Annotated in this window: 14 protein-coding genes; 6 read left to right on the top strand and 8 right to left on the bottom strand. The window is 70.8% G+C overall.

What is annotated here, in order from left to right; genetic code table 11:
* Positions 1–50: 50 nt before the first annotated feature.
* Genes ABFT23_RS20785 through glf form a run of 4 tightly spaced genes read right to left on the bottom strand, consistent with a single transcriptional unit; the run spans position 51 to position 5,026 of the window.
* The gene (locus ABFT23_RS20785) at positions 51–824 is read right to left on the bottom strand and encodes an ABC transporter ATP-binding protein (protein WP_347898702.1); all 774 of its coding nucleotides are present in this window, start codon (positions 822–824) and stop codon (positions 51–53) included.
* Between the two features lie 2 nt (positions 825–826).
* Positions 827–1,732: an ABC transporter permease gene (locus tag ABFT23_RS20780; protein WP_347898701.1), complete on the bottom strand. Its 906-nt coding sequence runs from the start codon at positions 1,730–1,732 to the stop codon at positions 827–829.
* The gene (locus ABFT23_RS20775) at positions 1,725–3,794 is read right to left on the bottom strand and encodes a glycosyltransferase (RefSeq protein ID WP_347898699.1); all 2,070 of its coding nucleotides are present in this window, start codon (positions 3,792–3,794) and stop codon (positions 1,725–1,727) included. The genes ABFT23_RS20780 and ABFT23_RS20775 overlap by 8 nt, the downstream gene beginning before the upstream one ends.
* Positions 3,791–5,026 (bottom strand): UDP-galactopyranose mutase, encoded by a 1,236-nt coding sequence (gene glf, locus ABFT23_RS20770; RefSeq protein WP_347898697.1) that lies wholly within the window; start codon positions 5,024–5,026, stop codon positions 3,791–3,793. Before glf ends, ABFT23_RS20775 begins: the two co-directional genes overlap by 4 nt.
* Before the next feature lie 149 nt (positions 5,027–5,175).
* On the opposite strand from glf, the gene ABFT23_RS20765 reads away from it, so the two are divergent.
* Complete coding sequence (locus ABFT23_RS20765; protein ID WP_347898695.1) at positions 5,176–6,252, top strand: phosphatase PAP2 family protein; 1,077 nt, start codon at positions 5,176–5,178, stop codon at positions 6,250–6,252.
* Positions 6,253–6,285: 33 nt separating this feature from the next.
* Here the strand turns inward: ABFT23_RS20765 and ABFT23_RS20760 are convergent, their stop codons facing one another.
* Both ABFT23_RS20760 and ABFT23_RS20755 read right to left on the bottom strand, forming a co-directional pair.
* On the bottom strand, positions 6,286–7,209 hold the full coding sequence (locus ABFT23_RS20760) for a glycosyltransferase family 2 protein (RefSeq protein WP_347898693.1): 924 nt from the start codon (positions 7,207–7,209) through the stop codon (positions 6,286–6,288).
* Positions 7,206–8,114 (bottom strand): glycosyltransferase family 2 protein, encoded by a 909-nt coding sequence (locus ABFT23_RS20755; protein ID WP_347898691.1) that lies wholly within the window; start codon positions 8,112–8,114, stop codon positions 7,206–7,208. Before ABFT23_RS20755 ends, ABFT23_RS20760 begins: the two co-directional genes overlap by 4 nt.
* Positions 8,115–8,146: 32 nt before the next feature.
* On the opposite strand from ABFT23_RS20755, the gene ABFT23_RS20750 reads away from it, so the two are divergent.
* Positions 8,147–8,929 (top strand): inositol monophosphatase family protein, encoded by a 783-nt coding sequence (locus tag ABFT23_RS20750; protein WP_347898689.1) that lies wholly within the window; start codon positions 8,147–8,149, stop codon positions 8,927–8,929.
* Between the two features lie 14 nt (positions 8,930–8,943).
* Here the strand turns inward: ABFT23_RS20750 and ABFT23_RS20745 are convergent, their stop codons facing one another.
* A complete protein-coding gene (locus ABFT23_RS20745; RefSeq protein WP_347898687.1) occupies positions 8,944–10,470 on the bottom strand; it encodes an LCP family glycopolymer transferase in 1,527 nt (508 codons plus the stop codon).
* A 207-nt stretch (positions 10,471–10,677) separates the two neighbouring features.
* Between ABFT23_RS20745 and ABFT23_RS20740 the strand changes: the two genes are divergently transcribed.
* Positions 10,678–11,973, top strand: a complete 1,296-nt coding sequence (locus ABFT23_RS20740; protein WP_347898686.1) for an LCP family protein — start codon at positions 10,678–10,680, stop codon at positions 11,971–11,973.
* Positions 11,974–11,997: 24 nt separating this feature from the next.
* Positions 11,998–12,870 (top strand): crotonase/enoyl-CoA hydratase family protein, encoded by an 873-nt coding sequence (locus tag ABFT23_RS20735; RefSeq protein WP_347898684.1) that lies wholly within the window; start codon positions 11,998–12,000, stop codon positions 12,868–12,870.
* A gap of 29 nt (positions 12,871–12,899) precedes the next feature.
* Here the strand turns inward: ABFT23_RS20735 and ABFT23_RS20730 are convergent, their stop codons facing one another.
* Positions 12,900–13,547, bottom strand: a complete 648-nt coding sequence (locus tag ABFT23_RS20730; protein WP_347898972.1) for a sigma-70 family RNA polymerase sigma factor — start codon at positions 13,545–13,547, stop codon at positions 12,900–12,902.
* Between the two features lie 399 nt (positions 13,548–13,946).
* Here ABFT23_RS20730 and ABFT23_RS20725 point away from each other — a divergent pair, with 399 nt between their 5' ends.
* Positions 13,947–14,384: a CoA-binding protein gene (locus ABFT23_RS20725; protein ID WP_347898683.1), complete on the top strand. Its 438-nt coding sequence runs from the start codon at positions 13,947–13,949 to the stop codon at positions 14,382–14,384.
* A gap of 58 nt (positions 14,385–14,442) precedes the next feature.
* Positions 14,443–14,856, top strand: coding sequence for an alternative ribosome rescue aminoacyl-tRNA hydrolase ArfB (arfB, locus tag ABFT23_RS20720; RefSeq protein ID WP_347898681.1), 414 nt, complete (start codon positions 14,443–14,445; stop codon positions 14,854–14,856).
* Positions 14,857–14,903: the final 47 nt, after the last annotated feature.

Below are 14,903 nucleotides of genomic sequence, written 5' to 3'. Positions count from 1 at the left end.
CCCGGGACCGTCCTGGGCGTGCGGGCGGGGAGGCGTGCGGCGCCGTCCGATCAGATGTCGGCGCCGAGCTCGCTGTCGGTCAGCTCCTCGTCGGCGTCGTCGTCCTCGTAGTTGAGGAACTTGATGCCCTCGTCGACCGGGCCGTCGTAGACCAGCCGGCCGTCTTGGAGGACGAGCACCCGCGTGCACATCTTGCGCACCGAGCCGGCCGCGTGGGAGACGTAGAACAGGGTGCGACCGGAGTCGCGGATCTCGCGCATGCGCTTGAGGCACTTGCGCTTGAAGGGCTTGTCACCGACGGCCAGCACCTCGTCGGCGAGGAAGATGTCGGAGTCGACGTGGATCGCGATCGCGAAGCCGAGGCGCGCGCTCTGCCCGGACGAGTAGTGCCCGACCTGGGTGTCGAGCTTGTCCTCGAGGCCGGAGAACTCCACGATCGAGTCGAACTTGCGCCTGGTCTCCTTCTCGCTCATGCCGAGGATCGCGGCGTTGAGGATCAGGTTGTCGCGTCCGCTGAGCTGCTGGTGGAAGCCGGCGCCGGTGGCGATGAGCCCGGCGATGGTGCCCCGCGTGAGGATGCTGCCCTCGTCGGGGCGCATGACCCCGTTGATCATCTTGAGCAGCGTGCTCTTGCCCGAGCCGTTGAGGCCCATCAGGCCGATGGACTCGCCCTGCTCGACGGTGAACGAGACGTCGTCGATCGCGCGGAACTCGTCGAGGGTCTTCTCACCGCGCAGCTTGGCGACGGTGATCTCCTTGATGGTGCGCTGGTAGCGCTTGGTGAACGTCTTCGTGGCGTGCTCGACGCGGATCGAGTCGACCATGCTCAGAGCCTCTCGGGGATCTTGTTCTCCAGCCGGCTGAAGACCAGCTGGCCGATGAGCAGCACGACGGCGCTCACCCCGAGCATGCCCAGGCCCCAGTAGAGGATGTGGTCGGGCATCACGATCTCGTTGCCGGTGTTGTTGTCGGCCCCGGTCCAGAAGGCCCGCTGGAAGAGGATGACGGCGTCGGCGATCGGGTTCCACAGGTAGTACTGGGCGAACCAGCCGAAGCGGTCCTGGACCATCTCGTAGCTGTAGATCATCGGGACGCCGAAGCGGATGACGTTGACGATGATGGTGATCGCACTGCCGACGTCGCGGAAGAACACGTTGGCGGCGCTGAACAGCAGGGCGAGCCCCGTGCCGAGCATCATGATCATCAGGACGGCGACGACGAAGCAGGCCATGCCGTACAGGTCGGGGCGCCAGCCGGAGACCAGGGTGGCGGCGAGCAGGATGAACAGCTGCGGCACCACGTGCCACAGCGAGACCAGCATGGTGGCCACCGGGAACATCTCCCGCGGCATCGCCATCTTCACCACGAGGCCCCGGTTGCGCACGATCGCGCGGACGCCGGCGTTGAGCGTCTCGGCGAAGAAGTGCACGATCACCAGCGCCGAGAAGATGTGGATGGCGAAGTTGGGGATGTCCGTGTGGAGCTGGAAGATCGCCCCCATGATGAAGTAGTAGATGAAGAACTGGCTGAGCGGGTTGATGTAGCTCCACAGCAGGCCCAGCACCGAGCCCTGGTAGCGCGCGATCACCTCGCGACGCACCAGGAGCTTGAGCAGGTAGCGCCGTCGGAACACGCCCGCGAGACCGTTGTCGGCCGACGGCGGCCGCAGCGGCGGCAGGTCGGCCTCGTCGACGGCGCCGACGGCGGTCGCCGGGTCGGCGACGTCAGTCATCGGTGCCCGCCTCGGGACCGGCGCCGGTCCAGGGCTCGAACGTCTGCTCCCACGCCTCGGGCGAGGTGATGTCGCCGAGCGCGGCGCGGTACTCCTCGGCGAGGCGCGGCCACTCGCGGCGCAGCTTCTCGTGGATCTCGACCGTGCGCTTGACGAGGTCGCGGAAGTGCGCGGGGTCGCGCTGGTAGAGCGCGGCCGACGTGCCGTCGTTCATCGACACGATCGCCGAGTCGTAGCGCCCGAGGCGGTACCACTTGGCGTCCATCGCCCGGACCTCGGCCTCGGGGTGCTGGCGCGAGAGCGGCCGGGGGGTCTTGAGCTGGCGCAGCGGCTGCAGGGCGGCACTGAGCAGCAGCTGACGGCGCTTGGGCACCTCGGTGCCGTCGCGGCCCTTGCGCGGCGGCTTCGTGCGCTTGACGGCGGGGAAGACGTCGGGGTCGGACTGCAGCTGGGCGTCGGTGAACTGCTTGCGGAAGGCGTTGACCTCGGGCAGCTTGGTGGGCAGGTCGGCGTGCAGCTGACCCGGGCCGGCGAGCACGTCGAGCAGCGCCTGGTGGCGGATCTCGACCGTGGAGTACTGCATCGCGACCAGGTGGGCGATCTGGTGGTTGCGGCTCTCGCGCACCATCCGACCGCCGTTGGGGTAGGGCGAGTGCAGGAGCGCGGCCACGAACCGGTTGCGCACGTGGAAGTAGGCCTGCCAGTCGAGCGCGTCGTTCTTGTCCGACCACGGGATGTGCCACACCGCGGCACCGGGGAACGTGACGGTCGGGTAGCCCGCGGCCTTGGCGCGCAGGCCGTACTCGGAGTCGTCCCACTTGATGAAGACCGGCAGCGACAGGCCGATGTCGTCGAGCACGACGCGCGGGATGAGGCACATGAACCAGCCGTTGAAGTCGACATCGACGCGCTGGTGCATCCACCGGGTGGAGCGCAGGTTGCGGGCCGCGAAGTCCCAGTCGGTGAAGACGTTGGGCGCCGACTGCCACCAGAAGCGCCACGGCTGCACGATCTCGCCGAAGCTGTGCATGCGCGAGCGGGAGTAGAGGTTGAACATGTGGCCGCCGACGATCGTGGGACGGCGGGCCAGGTCGCCGAAGGTGACGGCGCGGATGACGCCCTCGGGCTCGCAGACGACGTCGTCGTCCATCATGAGCGCGTAGGTGGCGGTGCCCTTGCGGACCGACTCGAGCTGGCCACGTGCGTAGCCGCCGGACCCGCCGAGGTTGCCCTGCACGAGCACGCGCAGCTTGTCGCCGAGCGACTTCTCGGCGTAGGGGAACTCCTCGGAGTCGGTGACGAGCTGCTTGCCCTGCTCCATGACGAAGACGGTGTCGAGGTAGGGACGCAACGCCTCGTCGTCGCCGATCTGACCGAGCAGCTTGGCGCAGAAGTCGGGGCGGTTCATGGTCGTGATGCAGACGTCGACGGTGCCGTGCTCGGCGCGGTCGGCCGGCACCTCGGCGCTCCACTCGGCGCCCTCGACGACGACGTCGCCGTCGCCGGCCACGACGTCGTACCAGTACCAGCCGCCGTCGACGAACGGCTTGAGGGAGAGGTCGAAGCTGAACGACTCGGCCTCGCCGGAGGCGGTGACGACCGAGTCGACGCGCTGGCTGTTGCCACGCGCCATCGACTTGTAGACGATCACCGTCGCGCCCGCGCCCCGCACCGTGACGACCAGGCGCACGTCGGACACCACGCTCCACCGGCGCCAGTAGGCGGCCGGGAAGGCGTTGAAGTAGGTGCCGAACGACAGCCGCTCGCCCGAGGCGACCCGCAGGGCGGTGCGCGACTCGATCTGGTCGAGGTGGATCGTCGCGCCGGTGGTGACACCCTTGCGCATGCCCGCGGCGTTGATCTCCTGGGCATTGCGGTTGCTGCCGATCTCGTACTTGTCGGCGTCGAGGACGGCGGCCTCGGGGTCGACGTAGAGCGGGAGGACGTCGAAGTCGCGGTCGACCGGCATGATCTGGCGCTGCAGCAGCCGCCGGACGTGCGCCGTCCCGCCGTCGGCGAGGGTCGCCGTGGTCGTCGTGGTCGTCGTGGTCGTCGTGGTCACTCGTCCACACCTCCGGAGGTGAGCGGCGCACCCTCGGCGAAGTGCGGGCGCAGCTTGTTGTCGTACATGGACAGGGCGGAGCCGATGGCCATGTGCATGTCGAGGTACTTGTAGGTGCCCAGTCTGCCGCCGAACAGCACCATCGGCTCCTTCTTGGCCAGCTCGCGGTACTTCAGGAGCTTGGCGCGGTCGTCGGCGGTGTTGATCGGGTAGTAGGGCTCGTCGCCCTCCTCGGCGAAGCGGGAGTACTCGTGGACGACGATCGTCTTGCCCGGCAGGTAGGTGCGCTCGGGGTGGAGGTGCTTGAACTCCAGCACCCGGGTGAACGGGACCTCCTGGTCGTTGGCGTTGACGACGCCGGTGCCCTGGTAGTCGTCGACGTCGACGGTCTCCTGCTCGAGGTCGACGGTGCGCCACGACAGGCGACCCTCGACGTTGTCGAAGTACTCGTCGACCGGGCCGGTGTAGACGATCGGGACCTTGCCCTTGTAGCGCTCGGCGACGCCGTTCGAGGGGTCGAGGAAGTCGGTGTCGAGCTGCACGGTGATGTTCGGGTGCGCGGCCATGCGCTCGAGCCAGGCGGTGTAGCCGTCGGTGGGCAGGCCCTCGTGGGTGTCGTTGAACCAGCCGTCGGCGAAGGTGTAGCGCACCGGGAGGCGGGTGATGATGTCGGCGCTCAGCTCGGTGGGGTCGGTCTGCCACTGCTTGGCGGTGTAGCCCTTGATGAACGCCTCGTAGAGCGGGCGGCCGATGAGGCTGATCGCCTTCTCCTCGAGGTTGGTCGCGCTCGCGGTGTCGAACTCGGCGGCCTGCTCGGCGATGAGCGCCCGGGCCTCGTCGGGGGTGTGGGCCTTGCCGAAGAACTGGTTGATCAGGCCGAGGTTCATCGGCAGCGAGTAGACCTGGCCCTGGTACTTGCCGAAGACGCGGTGGCGGTAGCTGGTGAACGTGGTGAAGCGGTTGACGTACTCCCAGACCCGCTCGTTGGAGGTGTGGAACAGGTGGGTGCCGTACTTGTGCACCTCGATGCCGGTCTCGGCGTCGAACTCCGAGTAGGCGTTGCCGCCGAGGTGGTAGCGACGCTCGAGCACGAGCACCTTCAGGCCGAGGTCGGCCGCGCACCGCTCGGCGATCGTGAGCCCGAAGAAGCCGGAGCCGACGACCACCAGGTCGGGCAGGTCCTGCTCAGGAGTCGGGTCGGTCGAACCGGGCGGCGTCGTTGCGTCTGGCACGATCGGCGAGTCTACGGAAGCCGCCCTCCCAGGCCCGAAACCTCAGGGCGTTTCGCCCGTCTCACCGCTCACGACGTGATCCGTTCCACATCGAGGCTCGGTCGTCACGGATACCGAGATTCTGTGCCCGCGACCTTAAACTGCGTGCTATGGAAGAGCCACGTCCGCACGCCGGCCTGCGCGGCGTCCTCGAGCGCAACTTCGGTTGGGCCTGGGCCGCCGGCCTCGCCATGGCCGTGGCGACCGTGGTCTTCGCCGCGGTGGCCGAGCTGCCGATCCGCGACCCCGACGCCTTCGTGCCGGGCTACATCCGCTTCCCGGCGATCGTGCTCGGGGCGGTCTCGCTCGACGTCGTCCCGCGCCTGGTGCGCCGCGTGTGGGTCGAGCGCACCGCCCTGAAGGCCACGTTCCTGGCCGTGATGCGCGAGCGGTGGCCGCGCTCGCAGTGGCTGTTCGCCCTCGGCGGCGTCGGCGCGTGGTACCTGACCTACGCGGCCTTCCGCAACATCAAGAGCTTCGTGCCGTTCGTCAACGGCCACGACTGGGACTCCGAGATGCGGGCCATCGACCGGGTGCTCTGGTTCGGTCACGACCCCGCCGTCGTGCTGCACAACGTCTTCGGCACCGGCTGGGCCTCGCACTTCTTCTCCGGCGTCTACTTCGTCTGGATCGCCCTGGTGCCGGTCAGCATCGCGATCGCCCTGGTCTGGACCCGCCACAGCACCGCCGGCTCGTGGTACGTCACCGCGGTCGCCTTCGACTGGGCGCTCGGCTGCACGGTCTACATGCTGCTGCCGACGGTCGGCCCGATCTACACCTCGGCCCAGCGCGAGCAGTTCGCCGACCTCGCGCCCACCTACAACACCCAGCTCGCCGACTCCATGTGGGACGACCGCGTGCAGGTGCTGGGTGACGTGTTCGGCTCGGGCACCATCCAGACGATCGCGGCGTTCCCGTCGCTGCACGTCGGCATCATGGTGACCATCTGCCTCATGGTCCAGTACGTCGGTCTGGCCCGCTGGATCCGCGTCCTGTCGTGGGTCTTCCTGGTCCTGACGATGTTCGCGACCCTCTACCTGGGCTGGCACTACTTCGTCGACGTCCTCGCCGGCTGCGCCCTCGGCTCGGTCACGGTGTGGGCGGCCGCGCTGGCCACCGGCAACCACGTGGGCCTGCGGCCCAAGCTCGCCGCCAAGCGCGACGAGCAGGTCAGCGTCGAGGTCTGACGACCGTTCCGGCTCGTCGCCGGAGCAGCCGGGTCACCGGCGCGGTGCAGCCTCCGGCGAGAGTCGCCTGAGCCTCCGTGCGTCGCGCACCGCGCGCACCACGTTGCGGGCCTCGGCGCGCCCGCCCCGCACCGGGCTCAGGACGACGACGGCGAGCGCGACGAGCCACGGCTTGAGCCGCACGAGCGGGTTGGCGCCGTAGCGGGCGTGCACGACGAACAGGTTGCGGTACATGTAGTACCCCTTCCACCCCGCGAGGTCGTGCTGCTGGTCGAAGTCGAGCTGGCGCACGAGCACGGCGTCGCGCACCGCCCAGATGCGGTAGCCGGCCCGCCGGGCGCGCAGGGCGTAGTCGACGTCGTCGTAGAAGATGAAGAAGGCCGGGTCGGGCAGCCCGATGCGGTCGACGACCTCGCGCCGCACCATGAACCCCTCGAACGCGACGTTCTCGACCTCGACGCGCTCGGGCATGGCCGAGCGGGTGCCGTAGGTCGTCTCGACCATCGCCGTCTTGGGCTTGACGGCGAGCGGGTTGGCGAGGTCGAAGCGGATGGCGGCCTTCTCGACGAGGCGACCGGTGAGGTCCTCGCGCACCGACGTCACGCAGGCCTCGTCCTGCGCCATCAGCACGGCCAGGCAGTCGGGGGCCGGGACGACGTCGTCGTCGATCAGCCAGGTGCGGTCGAGGCCGCGCTCGTGCGCCGTCCGGACGCCGGTGTGGAAGCCGCCCGCTCCCCCGGTGTTGTCCTGGTGGACGACGTGCAGCGCCAGCTCGGCGGGAGCGGCGGTGAGCACGTCGCGGGTGTGGTCGGTGCTCGCGTTGTCGACCACCACGACCAGGTCGGGGCGTCGCGTCTGGGCCGCGAGGCCGTCGAGCAGGCGGGCGAGCAGGTCGGCGCGGTTGTGGGTGACGACGACGACGGCGACGGTCTCGGTCTCTGTCTCTGTCTCGGTCATGGGCGCAGGTACCTCCGGTGCCCGGTGAAGTCGCCGCGCAGCCCGGCGAGCGCCGCCCGCGCGCTCAGGGGCACGCGGCGGGGCTGGCGCCGGGTGAACAGGTAGAACCAGACGGTCTTGACCCAGAACATCAGCACGTGCGGCCAGCCGCGGTAGGTGCGCAGGTTGACGGTGTTGTTGCGGGCCATGCAGTAGTGCTTGAGGTCGCTCGGCGTGTGGTTGTAGGTGGTGCGTCCACGCATCATCGGGGTGCCGAGGTCGTCGGTGGCCGGGTGCCGGAACCGGGCTGCGACCACCGTGGCGATGCGGGCGCCGTCGCGCTCGGCCCGCCACAGGTACTCGACGTCGTCGCCCCAGATGAAGAACTCGGCCCGCGGGACGCCGATGCGCTCGACGAGCTCGCGCGTGACCAGCACGCCGTTGAACGGGATGACCACGCCGCCGACGAGCCCGTCACGGGCGGCGCGCTCGACGTCGGCCATGCGGTGGACGACGGTCGTGCCGCCGGGCAGGCGGATCGGGAAGCACAGCCGGGCGGGGTCCTGCTCGGCGAGCACCGCCGGGCCCCAGAAGTCGAGCTCGCCGTCGTGCTCGAGGAGCCGGTCGAGGCAGTCGGGCTCGGGCAGGCCGTCGTCGTCCATGAGCCAGACGAGGTCGGCGCCGCGCTCGACCGCCCAGGCGAGCCCGTCGGCGAACCCGCCGGCACCGCCGGAGTTGGTCGCGAGCGTGCGGGCGACGACGCGCTCGTCGCCGAGCCGGGCGAGCCAGTCGCCGGTGCCGTCGGTGGAGGCGTTGTCGACGACGAGCACCTCGTGGAGGCCGTCGACCTCGCCGAGCCGGGCGAGGAGGCGCTCGAGGAGGGAGAGGCGGTTGAACGTCACCACGACCGCCGTCACCTTCCGCACGGTGCTCACCCTAGTGTTGAGGTGTGGCCGGCTTGGAGACGGATGACGTCAGCACCCTGCTGCGCGAGGTCGCGGCGGAGGTGATCACCCCCCGGTTCCGCTCGCTCGACGCCGACGAGATCGCCGAGAAGAACCCCGGCGACCTCGTGACGATCGCCGACCGCGAGGCGGAGGTGCTCATCACCGAGGCGCTGTCGGCGGCCTACCCCGACGCCGTGGTGCTCGGCGAGGAGGCCACGTCGGTCGACGCCTCGGTGCTCGACCGCTACGCCGACGCCGCGCACGCCTTCACCGTCGACCCGGTCGACGGCACCAAGAACTTCGTCCACGGCTCCCCCGACCACGCCGTCATGGCCGCCGAGCTGCGCGAGGGCGTCGTCGTCCGGTCGTGGATCTGGCAGCCGCAGCACGAGCGGATGTACGTCGCCGAGCTCGGCGCGGGTGCCTTCCGCAACGGCGAGCGGCTCACCCGGACGCCGGCCGGCGCGCCGTCCACCTGGCGCGGTGCGACCTCGCGGCGGCGCTGGCTCGGTCGCTCGCTGCCGGGCCACGCCCCGCTCGAGCTCACCTGGGTCTCGTGCGGCATCGACTACCCGCACCTCGTCGAGGGCGACGCCGACTACCTGCTCTACTCGCGCACCATGCCGTGGGACCACGCGCCCGGCCGGCTGCTGCTCACCGAGGCCGGCGGCGCGCTGCGGCTGCTCGACGCGCACGACTACGACCCGACGCGCATCCACGACGTCGGGCTGGTGGCCGCCGCCGACCGCGAGGTCGCCGACGCCGTCGTGGCCGACTGGGACCGTCTGGCCTGACGGCCCGCCGGGCGTCAGCAGGCGGTGGCGAGGTCCTCGGACTCGTTGGCGGCGTAGCCGTCCTTCATCGAGCCGACCGAGCCACCGGTCGTCGAGGTCGTCGAGGTCGGCGGGGCGTCGGTGCCCGTGTCGGCCTTGGCCTTCGAACCGGCCTCGGCCTTCTTCGTCGTCTGCGCGGGCTGCTTGCCCTCGGACTTGTCGATGGCGGCGCGGATCGTGCGGTGCACCAGCGCGATGTCGGGCTCGGCGGTGTTGATGAGCGGCGGCACGAGCGACACGGTGGCGACCTGCTGGCTCTTCGCCTTCATGCCGAGGTCGAGGAACGTGTCGACCTCGGAGGCCGGGATGCTGGTCTCGACCATGTCGGAGGTGGCCTTGGCGATGCCCTGGAAGTTCTTGACCGCCGAGGCCGGGCTGACCTGCTGCAGCATCGCGTTCATCACGCACTTCTGCCGGGCCATGCGCGAGTAGTCGTCGGAGCCGTAGCGCGCCCGGGCGTACCAGAGCGTCTCGAAGCCGTCGAGCTTGCGCGTGCCGGCCTCGATCGTGCCGGTGACCTCGTCGCCGGGCAGGCCGATCGGGATGTCGTCCTTGACGTCGAGGGTCACGCCGCCGACGGCGTCGACGAGCTCCTTGAAGCCCTCGAGGTTGACCATGGCCCAGTAGTTGATCTCCAGGCCGGTGATGCCCTCGACCGCCATCACGGTGGCGTCCATGCCGGGGTGGTCGCTGCCCTCGAACAGCGTGGGGTTGTCCTGGGCCCAGGTGCTGACACCGTTGAGCATGCAGTCGTCGCAGTCGAACCCGTCGGGGAACTGCTCGGCCATGATCGAGCCCTCGGCGAACGGGAAGTTCGCCATGTTGCGGGGCAGACCGATCAGCACGGTCTTGCCGGTCTGCTCGTCGATCGAGGCGACGGTGAGCGAGTCGGTGCGCAGGCCCCAGCGCCCGGCGCCGGAGTCGCCGCCGGCGAGCAGCACGTTGTAGCGACCGTGGGTGGCGTCGCTCGCGGCGCCGTCGCCGAACGTGGCGAGGATGAAGTCGCGCTGCACGGAGACGATGTGGGCGCTGAACAGCAGCACGCCGGCGACACCGAGCGCGAGCACGCCGTTGAGCCCGACGGCGACCCGCCGGTGGCCCATCGAGTAGCTGAGCGGCTGGCCGATGCGCCAGGCGTCGAAGAACAGCGCGGCCCAGCCGATCGCGGCACCGATGAGCGCGAGGTTGAGCCAGAACAGCAGCGTGGTGTTGACCGCGAGGCCGAGCGCGAGGCCGTGGTCGAGGGCGACCGCGACCACCATGACCGCCCCCAGGGCGAGGATGCCCAGGTAGGTACGGAACGCGACGAGGCCGACGCGGCGGTTGCCCGCGACGAGCTGGGCCGTGCCCGGGGCCACCAGGGTCATCGCCATCAGCGAGATCGCGCGGCGGAAGCGCACCTGCGCCGCCCGCTCGGCGACCGGGGTCGACGACCGGGCGGTGAGGGCCGCGGTGGTGGGTGGCTGGGACAGGCGGGACACGCCGGGCGTCAGGGAAGACATGGGAGACGAAACCTCTGCTGGGGAAGGAAGCAGAACTGCTGGTCAGTATCACCAGTCACAGGAGTCACAGCGGGGACGACACGCCTGCACGAACGAGGTCACTGCTCGACGCCGTGACCTCGCCACGGCCGGCGGACGCCGGTCCGGGCACCCCGGGCGTCACCGCGTCCCCGCTCCCCGACCACGGGTCGGCTAGCGTCTCGCGTCATGAGTGAACGCCCCGGCGACGGCGAGGAGCCCAGGTTCGGCTGGCTGTACGGACAGCAGCCGGACGACGCCCCCGAGGCGACGCGCCGCATCCCGGTCCAGCGGCGCACCGACCCGCCCCACCAGCAGCCGCCCCCGCCCCGGCGTCCGGAGAACGGCCCGCCGACCGAGCGGCTCGCCGTCCCCCCGCCGTACGGCCAGCCCGGCCAGGATCCGTCGTCCTACAGCACCGAGCCGATGCCGCCGGGGCGCCTCGCGCCGACCCCGGGTGGCCCCCCGCCCGGCGGGCCGCCGCCACGACGCGGTGGCGGAGGCGGTGGCTTCTGGGCCCGCCGGCTGCGCCGTCCGCGGTTCTACGTCCGCACGTTCCTCGTGCTCCTGCTCGCGTGGCTGCTGTTCACGGTCGCGGTGCCGTTCGTCACCTGGCGCAGCGCCGACCAGGTCGCCTTCGCGCCCGACGGCGACCGTCCCGCCGAGCAGGACGGCACGACGTACCTGCTCGTCGGCAGCGACTCGCGTCGCGACCTCACCGAGGCCGAGCGCAAGAAGCTGAGCACCGGCAACCCCCAGTCCGAGCTCACCGACACGATCATGCTGATGCACACCGGCGGCGGGCCGAGCGTGCTGCTCTCCATCCCCCGCGACACCCGCATCGACCGCGACTTCTTCTCCGGCAAGATCAACGGCGCCTACGCCCGCGGTGGCGCTCCCCTGCTCACCCGGGTGATCGAGGCCGAGACCGGCATCCGGGTCGACAAGTACGTCGAGATCGGCCTCGGCGGTGTCGCCGACGTCGTCGACGCCGTCGGCGGCATCGAGGTGTGCCCCACCGAGCGGCTCAAGGACCCGTTGGCCGGGCTGAACATCAAGAAGGGCTGCCAGGAGATCGACGGCACCACCGCGCTGGCCTACTCGCGCTCGCGCAAGCAGTCGACGTTCGGCGACCTCGAGCGGGTGCGTCGCCAGCGCGAGGTGATCGGCGCGATCGGCGACAAGGTGCTCTCGCCGTGGTCGGTCCTCAACCCGTTCCGCTGGTGGGACCTCAACCACGCCGTGCCGTCGTTCTTCGCCTTCGGCGACGGCATGAGCGCGATCGACGCGGGCCGCTGGGCGCTGGCGATGAGCCGCACGGGCACGGGCGGCAACCGCACCTGCACGATGCCGGTCACCGACCTCAGCGCCACCACGTGGGACCGCGACCGCGCCGACCCGCTGTTCCAGGCGATCATCGACAACGACACCGACAAGATCACCAACGAGCAGTGCACGCCGAACGGGATCGTCGTCCCGCAGTGAGAACCGGCGCGCCATAGTGGGCGCATGGCCTACGAGACCCTCGACTGGGCGGTCGACGCCGACGGCGTCGCCACCCTCACCCTGAACCGGCCCGATGCGCTCAACGCCTTCGACCTGACCATGGCGCGCGAGCTGCACGAGGTGTTCACCACCGACGCCGCCGACGACGACGTCCGCGCCGTCGTCGTCACCGGGGCGGGCCGGGCGTTCTGCGCCGGGATGGACCTCTCGGCCGACGGCAACGTCTTCGGGCTCGACGAGTCGCTTGACGTCAGCCCCGAGACGCTGCGCGAGCGCTTCGACGACCCGGCCTACGCCGAGGGCGTGCGCGACACCGGCGGCAAGGTCACCCTCGCCATCCACGCCCTGCCCAAGCCGGTGATCGCGGCGATCAACGGCCCCGCGGTCGGGATCGGCGCCACGATGACCCTCGCGATGGACCTCCGCCTCGCCTCCACCCGGGCCCGCATCGGCTTCGTGTTCGGCCGCCTCGGCATCGTGCCCGAGGCCGCCTCGTCGTGGTTCCTGCCGCGCCTCGTCGGCGTGCAGCAGGCCCTGGAGTGGGTCTACGCCGCCGACATCCTCACCGCCGAGCAGGCCCACGCCGGCCGCCTCGTCCGCTCGGTCCACGAGCCCGACGACCTCCTCCCGGCCGCCCTCGACCTGGCCCGCTCGTTCGTCGTCGACCGCTCCCCGGTCGCCCTCGCCTTGGCCAAGCAGCTCGTCTACGGCGGCGCAGGTGCCGCCCACCCCCTCGAGTCCCACCTCGCCGACTCCGTCGCCATGTGGCACGCCTCGATCGGCGACGGTAAGGAGGGCGTCGCCGCCTTCCTCGACAAGCGCACGCCGACCTTCACCGGCAAGGCCTCCGAGGCCCCCCGCATCTTCCCCGGCTAGGTGGGTGGCGCCGCTGCCGCGGCGCCCGACTACGCGGCCAGGGAGACCCGGAGCTTGCGCAGGATCGAGGTCAGCAGCCTGGAGACCTGCTCCTGGCTGACGCCGACCTCGGCGCCGATCTGGGCCTGGGTGCGGTTGGCGAAGAAGCGCAGCTCGATGATGCGACGATCGCGCGGCGACAGGGCGTCCATGAGCGGCCGCAGCGCCAGGCGGGCCTCGGCGCTGGCGAACGACGGGTCGACGTCGCCCATGCGGTCGAGCGGGGAGTCGGTGACCTCCCCGTCGGGGCGGGGCGCGTCGAGGGAGACGGGGCTGAAGCACCCGTTGGCCGACAGTGCGTCGACCACGAGCGCGAGCGGGACGTCAAGGTGGACCGCGATCTCGGCCGGGCGCGGGCTGCGGCCCAGGCGCTGGGTGAGGTCGGCGTCGGCCTGGGTGACCCGGGCCTGCACCTCCTGCACCGAGCGCGGTGGTCGCACGGCCCAGCCGGCGTCGCGGAAGTAGCGGCGGATCTCGCCGCGGAGGGTGGGCACGGCGTAGCTGAGGAAGTCGTCGCCGACGACGGGGTCGAAACCCCGCACCGCCTTCACCAGGCCGAGGTATGCGACCTGGTCGATGTCCTCGGCCGGGATGCCGCGGCCGTGATAGCGCCGGGCGACCTCGGTGGCGACCACCATGTTCAACCGGATCGCCTCGTTCTCGTAGCGGGCCCGGGCTTCGCCCTGGCTCGCTCGTGCCCGAGCTAGTAGTGCTGCTGTCTCGACGCGACGACGCGCGTCCGTAACCGTGCGACTCGACCCCATGCGAGTTACCTTCCGGACCTGGACGGTTGAAGGGGGGACCGTCCTTTCCAGCATGGTGGCACCACTCGAAGGCCGGCACAACAGTCTCCTGGGAAACATGTGACTGATGTTGTCCGACGCCGGCGTGCTCGACGGCAGGCTGTGGTGGTCGCCGGGCGGGGGGATCCCGGCGACCACCGACGCCGTACCCGGCGGGCTCCGCGGTATGCCCCGACGGGTTCCACAGCGGGTGTCTCGGGGCCTGTTCCGCCGACTGCACGTACCGTGGTGGACGTGACGACGGACGACTGGCAGGACCCCGCTTCGGTCTCGTTGATGCTCGACGAGTGCGAGACCTGGGCGGTCGTCGGGCTGACGCCGAACACCGGGCGCACCGCGTGGTCGATCGCCCAGCTGCTGCAGCAACGCGGCAAGCGGATCGTGCCGATCAACCCCGGCGCCGACGAGGTCCTGGGCGAGACCGGGTACGCCACGCTGGCCGACGTGCCGTTCCCCGTCGACGTGGTCGACGTCTTCCGTCGCTCCGAGTTCGCGGGCGAGTTCGCCGACCAGGCGGTCGCGATCGGCGCCCGCGGCGTGTGGTTCCAGCTCGGCGTGGTCGACGAGGCCGCCTTCGAACGCACGCGTGCGGCCGGGGTCGCGATGGTGATGGACACCTGTCCCGCCATCGAATGGGGTCGGCCGTCCCGCTCGAGCGAGCGTCGCGAGTGAGCCTGCGGGCCCGCGGCGACGAGTCGAGGCGCGGTCGGCCTCCGAGGAGCCGGGGCTGATGCCCGACGACCTCGTCGTGACCTCCTCGGTCACGATCCCGGCGTCCGAGCTCGTGGAGCGGTTCTCGCGCTCGTCGGGTCCGGGCGGCCAGTCGGTCAACACCACCGACAGCCGCGTCGAGCTCGAGTACGACGTCCTCACCTCCTCGGCCCTGTCGCCGTCGCAACGCGCGCGCGTGGTGGGCCGCCTCGGCTCGCCGGTCCGCGTGGTGGCGACCGAGCACCGCTCGCAGCACCGCAACCGGGTCGCGGCCCGCGAGCGCCTGGCCCAACACCTGCGGGAGGCGCTCGCCCCGCCGCCGCCGACACGGCGTCCGACCAAACCGACGCGGGGCTCGCAGCGGCGTCGGGTCGAGGCGAAGAAGCAGCGCGGGCAGACCAAGTCGTTGCGAGGGCGCGTGCGGGACGACTGACGTCGTACCCGCGGTCAGCCGATCGGCACCTGAGGCCGATGCCCGGC

This window comes from Nocardioides secundeburneus (assembly GCF_039939255.1).
Classification (GTDB): Bacteria; Actinomycetota; Actinomycetes; order Propionibacteriales; family Nocardioidaceae; genus Nocardioides.
Note: the sequence above shows the minus strand (reverse complement) of the source record. Positions and strands in the feature narration are given on the sequence as shown.

Bases quoted from the DNA above. Each gene is read 5' to 3' on its own strand.
- ABFT23_RS20740 (WP_347898686.1), top strand. From the start codon at position 10,678: ATGAGTGAACGCCCCGGCGACGGCGAGGAGCCCAGGTTCGGCTGGCTG.
- ABFT23_RS20745 (WP_347898687.1), bottom strand. From the start codon at position 10,470: ATGTCTTCCCTGACGCCCGGCGTGTCCCGCCTGTCCCAGCCACCCACC.
- ABFT23_RS20785 (WP_347898702.1), bottom strand. From the start codon at position 824: ATGGTCGACTCGATCCGCGTCGAGCACGCCACGAAGACGTTCACCAAG.
- arfB (WP_347898681.1), top strand. From the start codon at position 14,443: ATGCCCGACGACCTCGTCGTGACCTCCTCGGTCACGATCCCGGCGTCC.
- ABFT23_RS20765 (WP_347898695.1), top strand. From the start codon at position 5,176: ATGGAAGAGCCACGTCCGCACGCCGGCCTGCGCGGCGTCCTCGAGCGC.
- ABFT23_RS20760 (WP_347898693.1), bottom strand. From the start codon at position 7,209: ATGACCGAGACAGAGACAGAGACCGAGACCGTCGCCGTCGTCGTCGTC.
- ABFT23_RS20730 (WP_347898972.1), bottom strand. From the start codon at position 13,547: ATGGTGGTCGCCACCGAGGTCGCCCGGCGCTATCACGGCCGCGGCATC.
- ABFT23_RS20735 (WP_347898684.1), top strand. From the start codon at position 11,998: ATGGCCTACGAGACCCTCGACTGGGCGGTCGACGCCGACGGCGTCGCC.
- ABFT23_RS20780 (WP_347898701.1), bottom strand. From the start codon at position 1,732: ATGACTGACGTCGCCGACCCGGCGACCGCCGTCGGCGCCGTCGACGAG.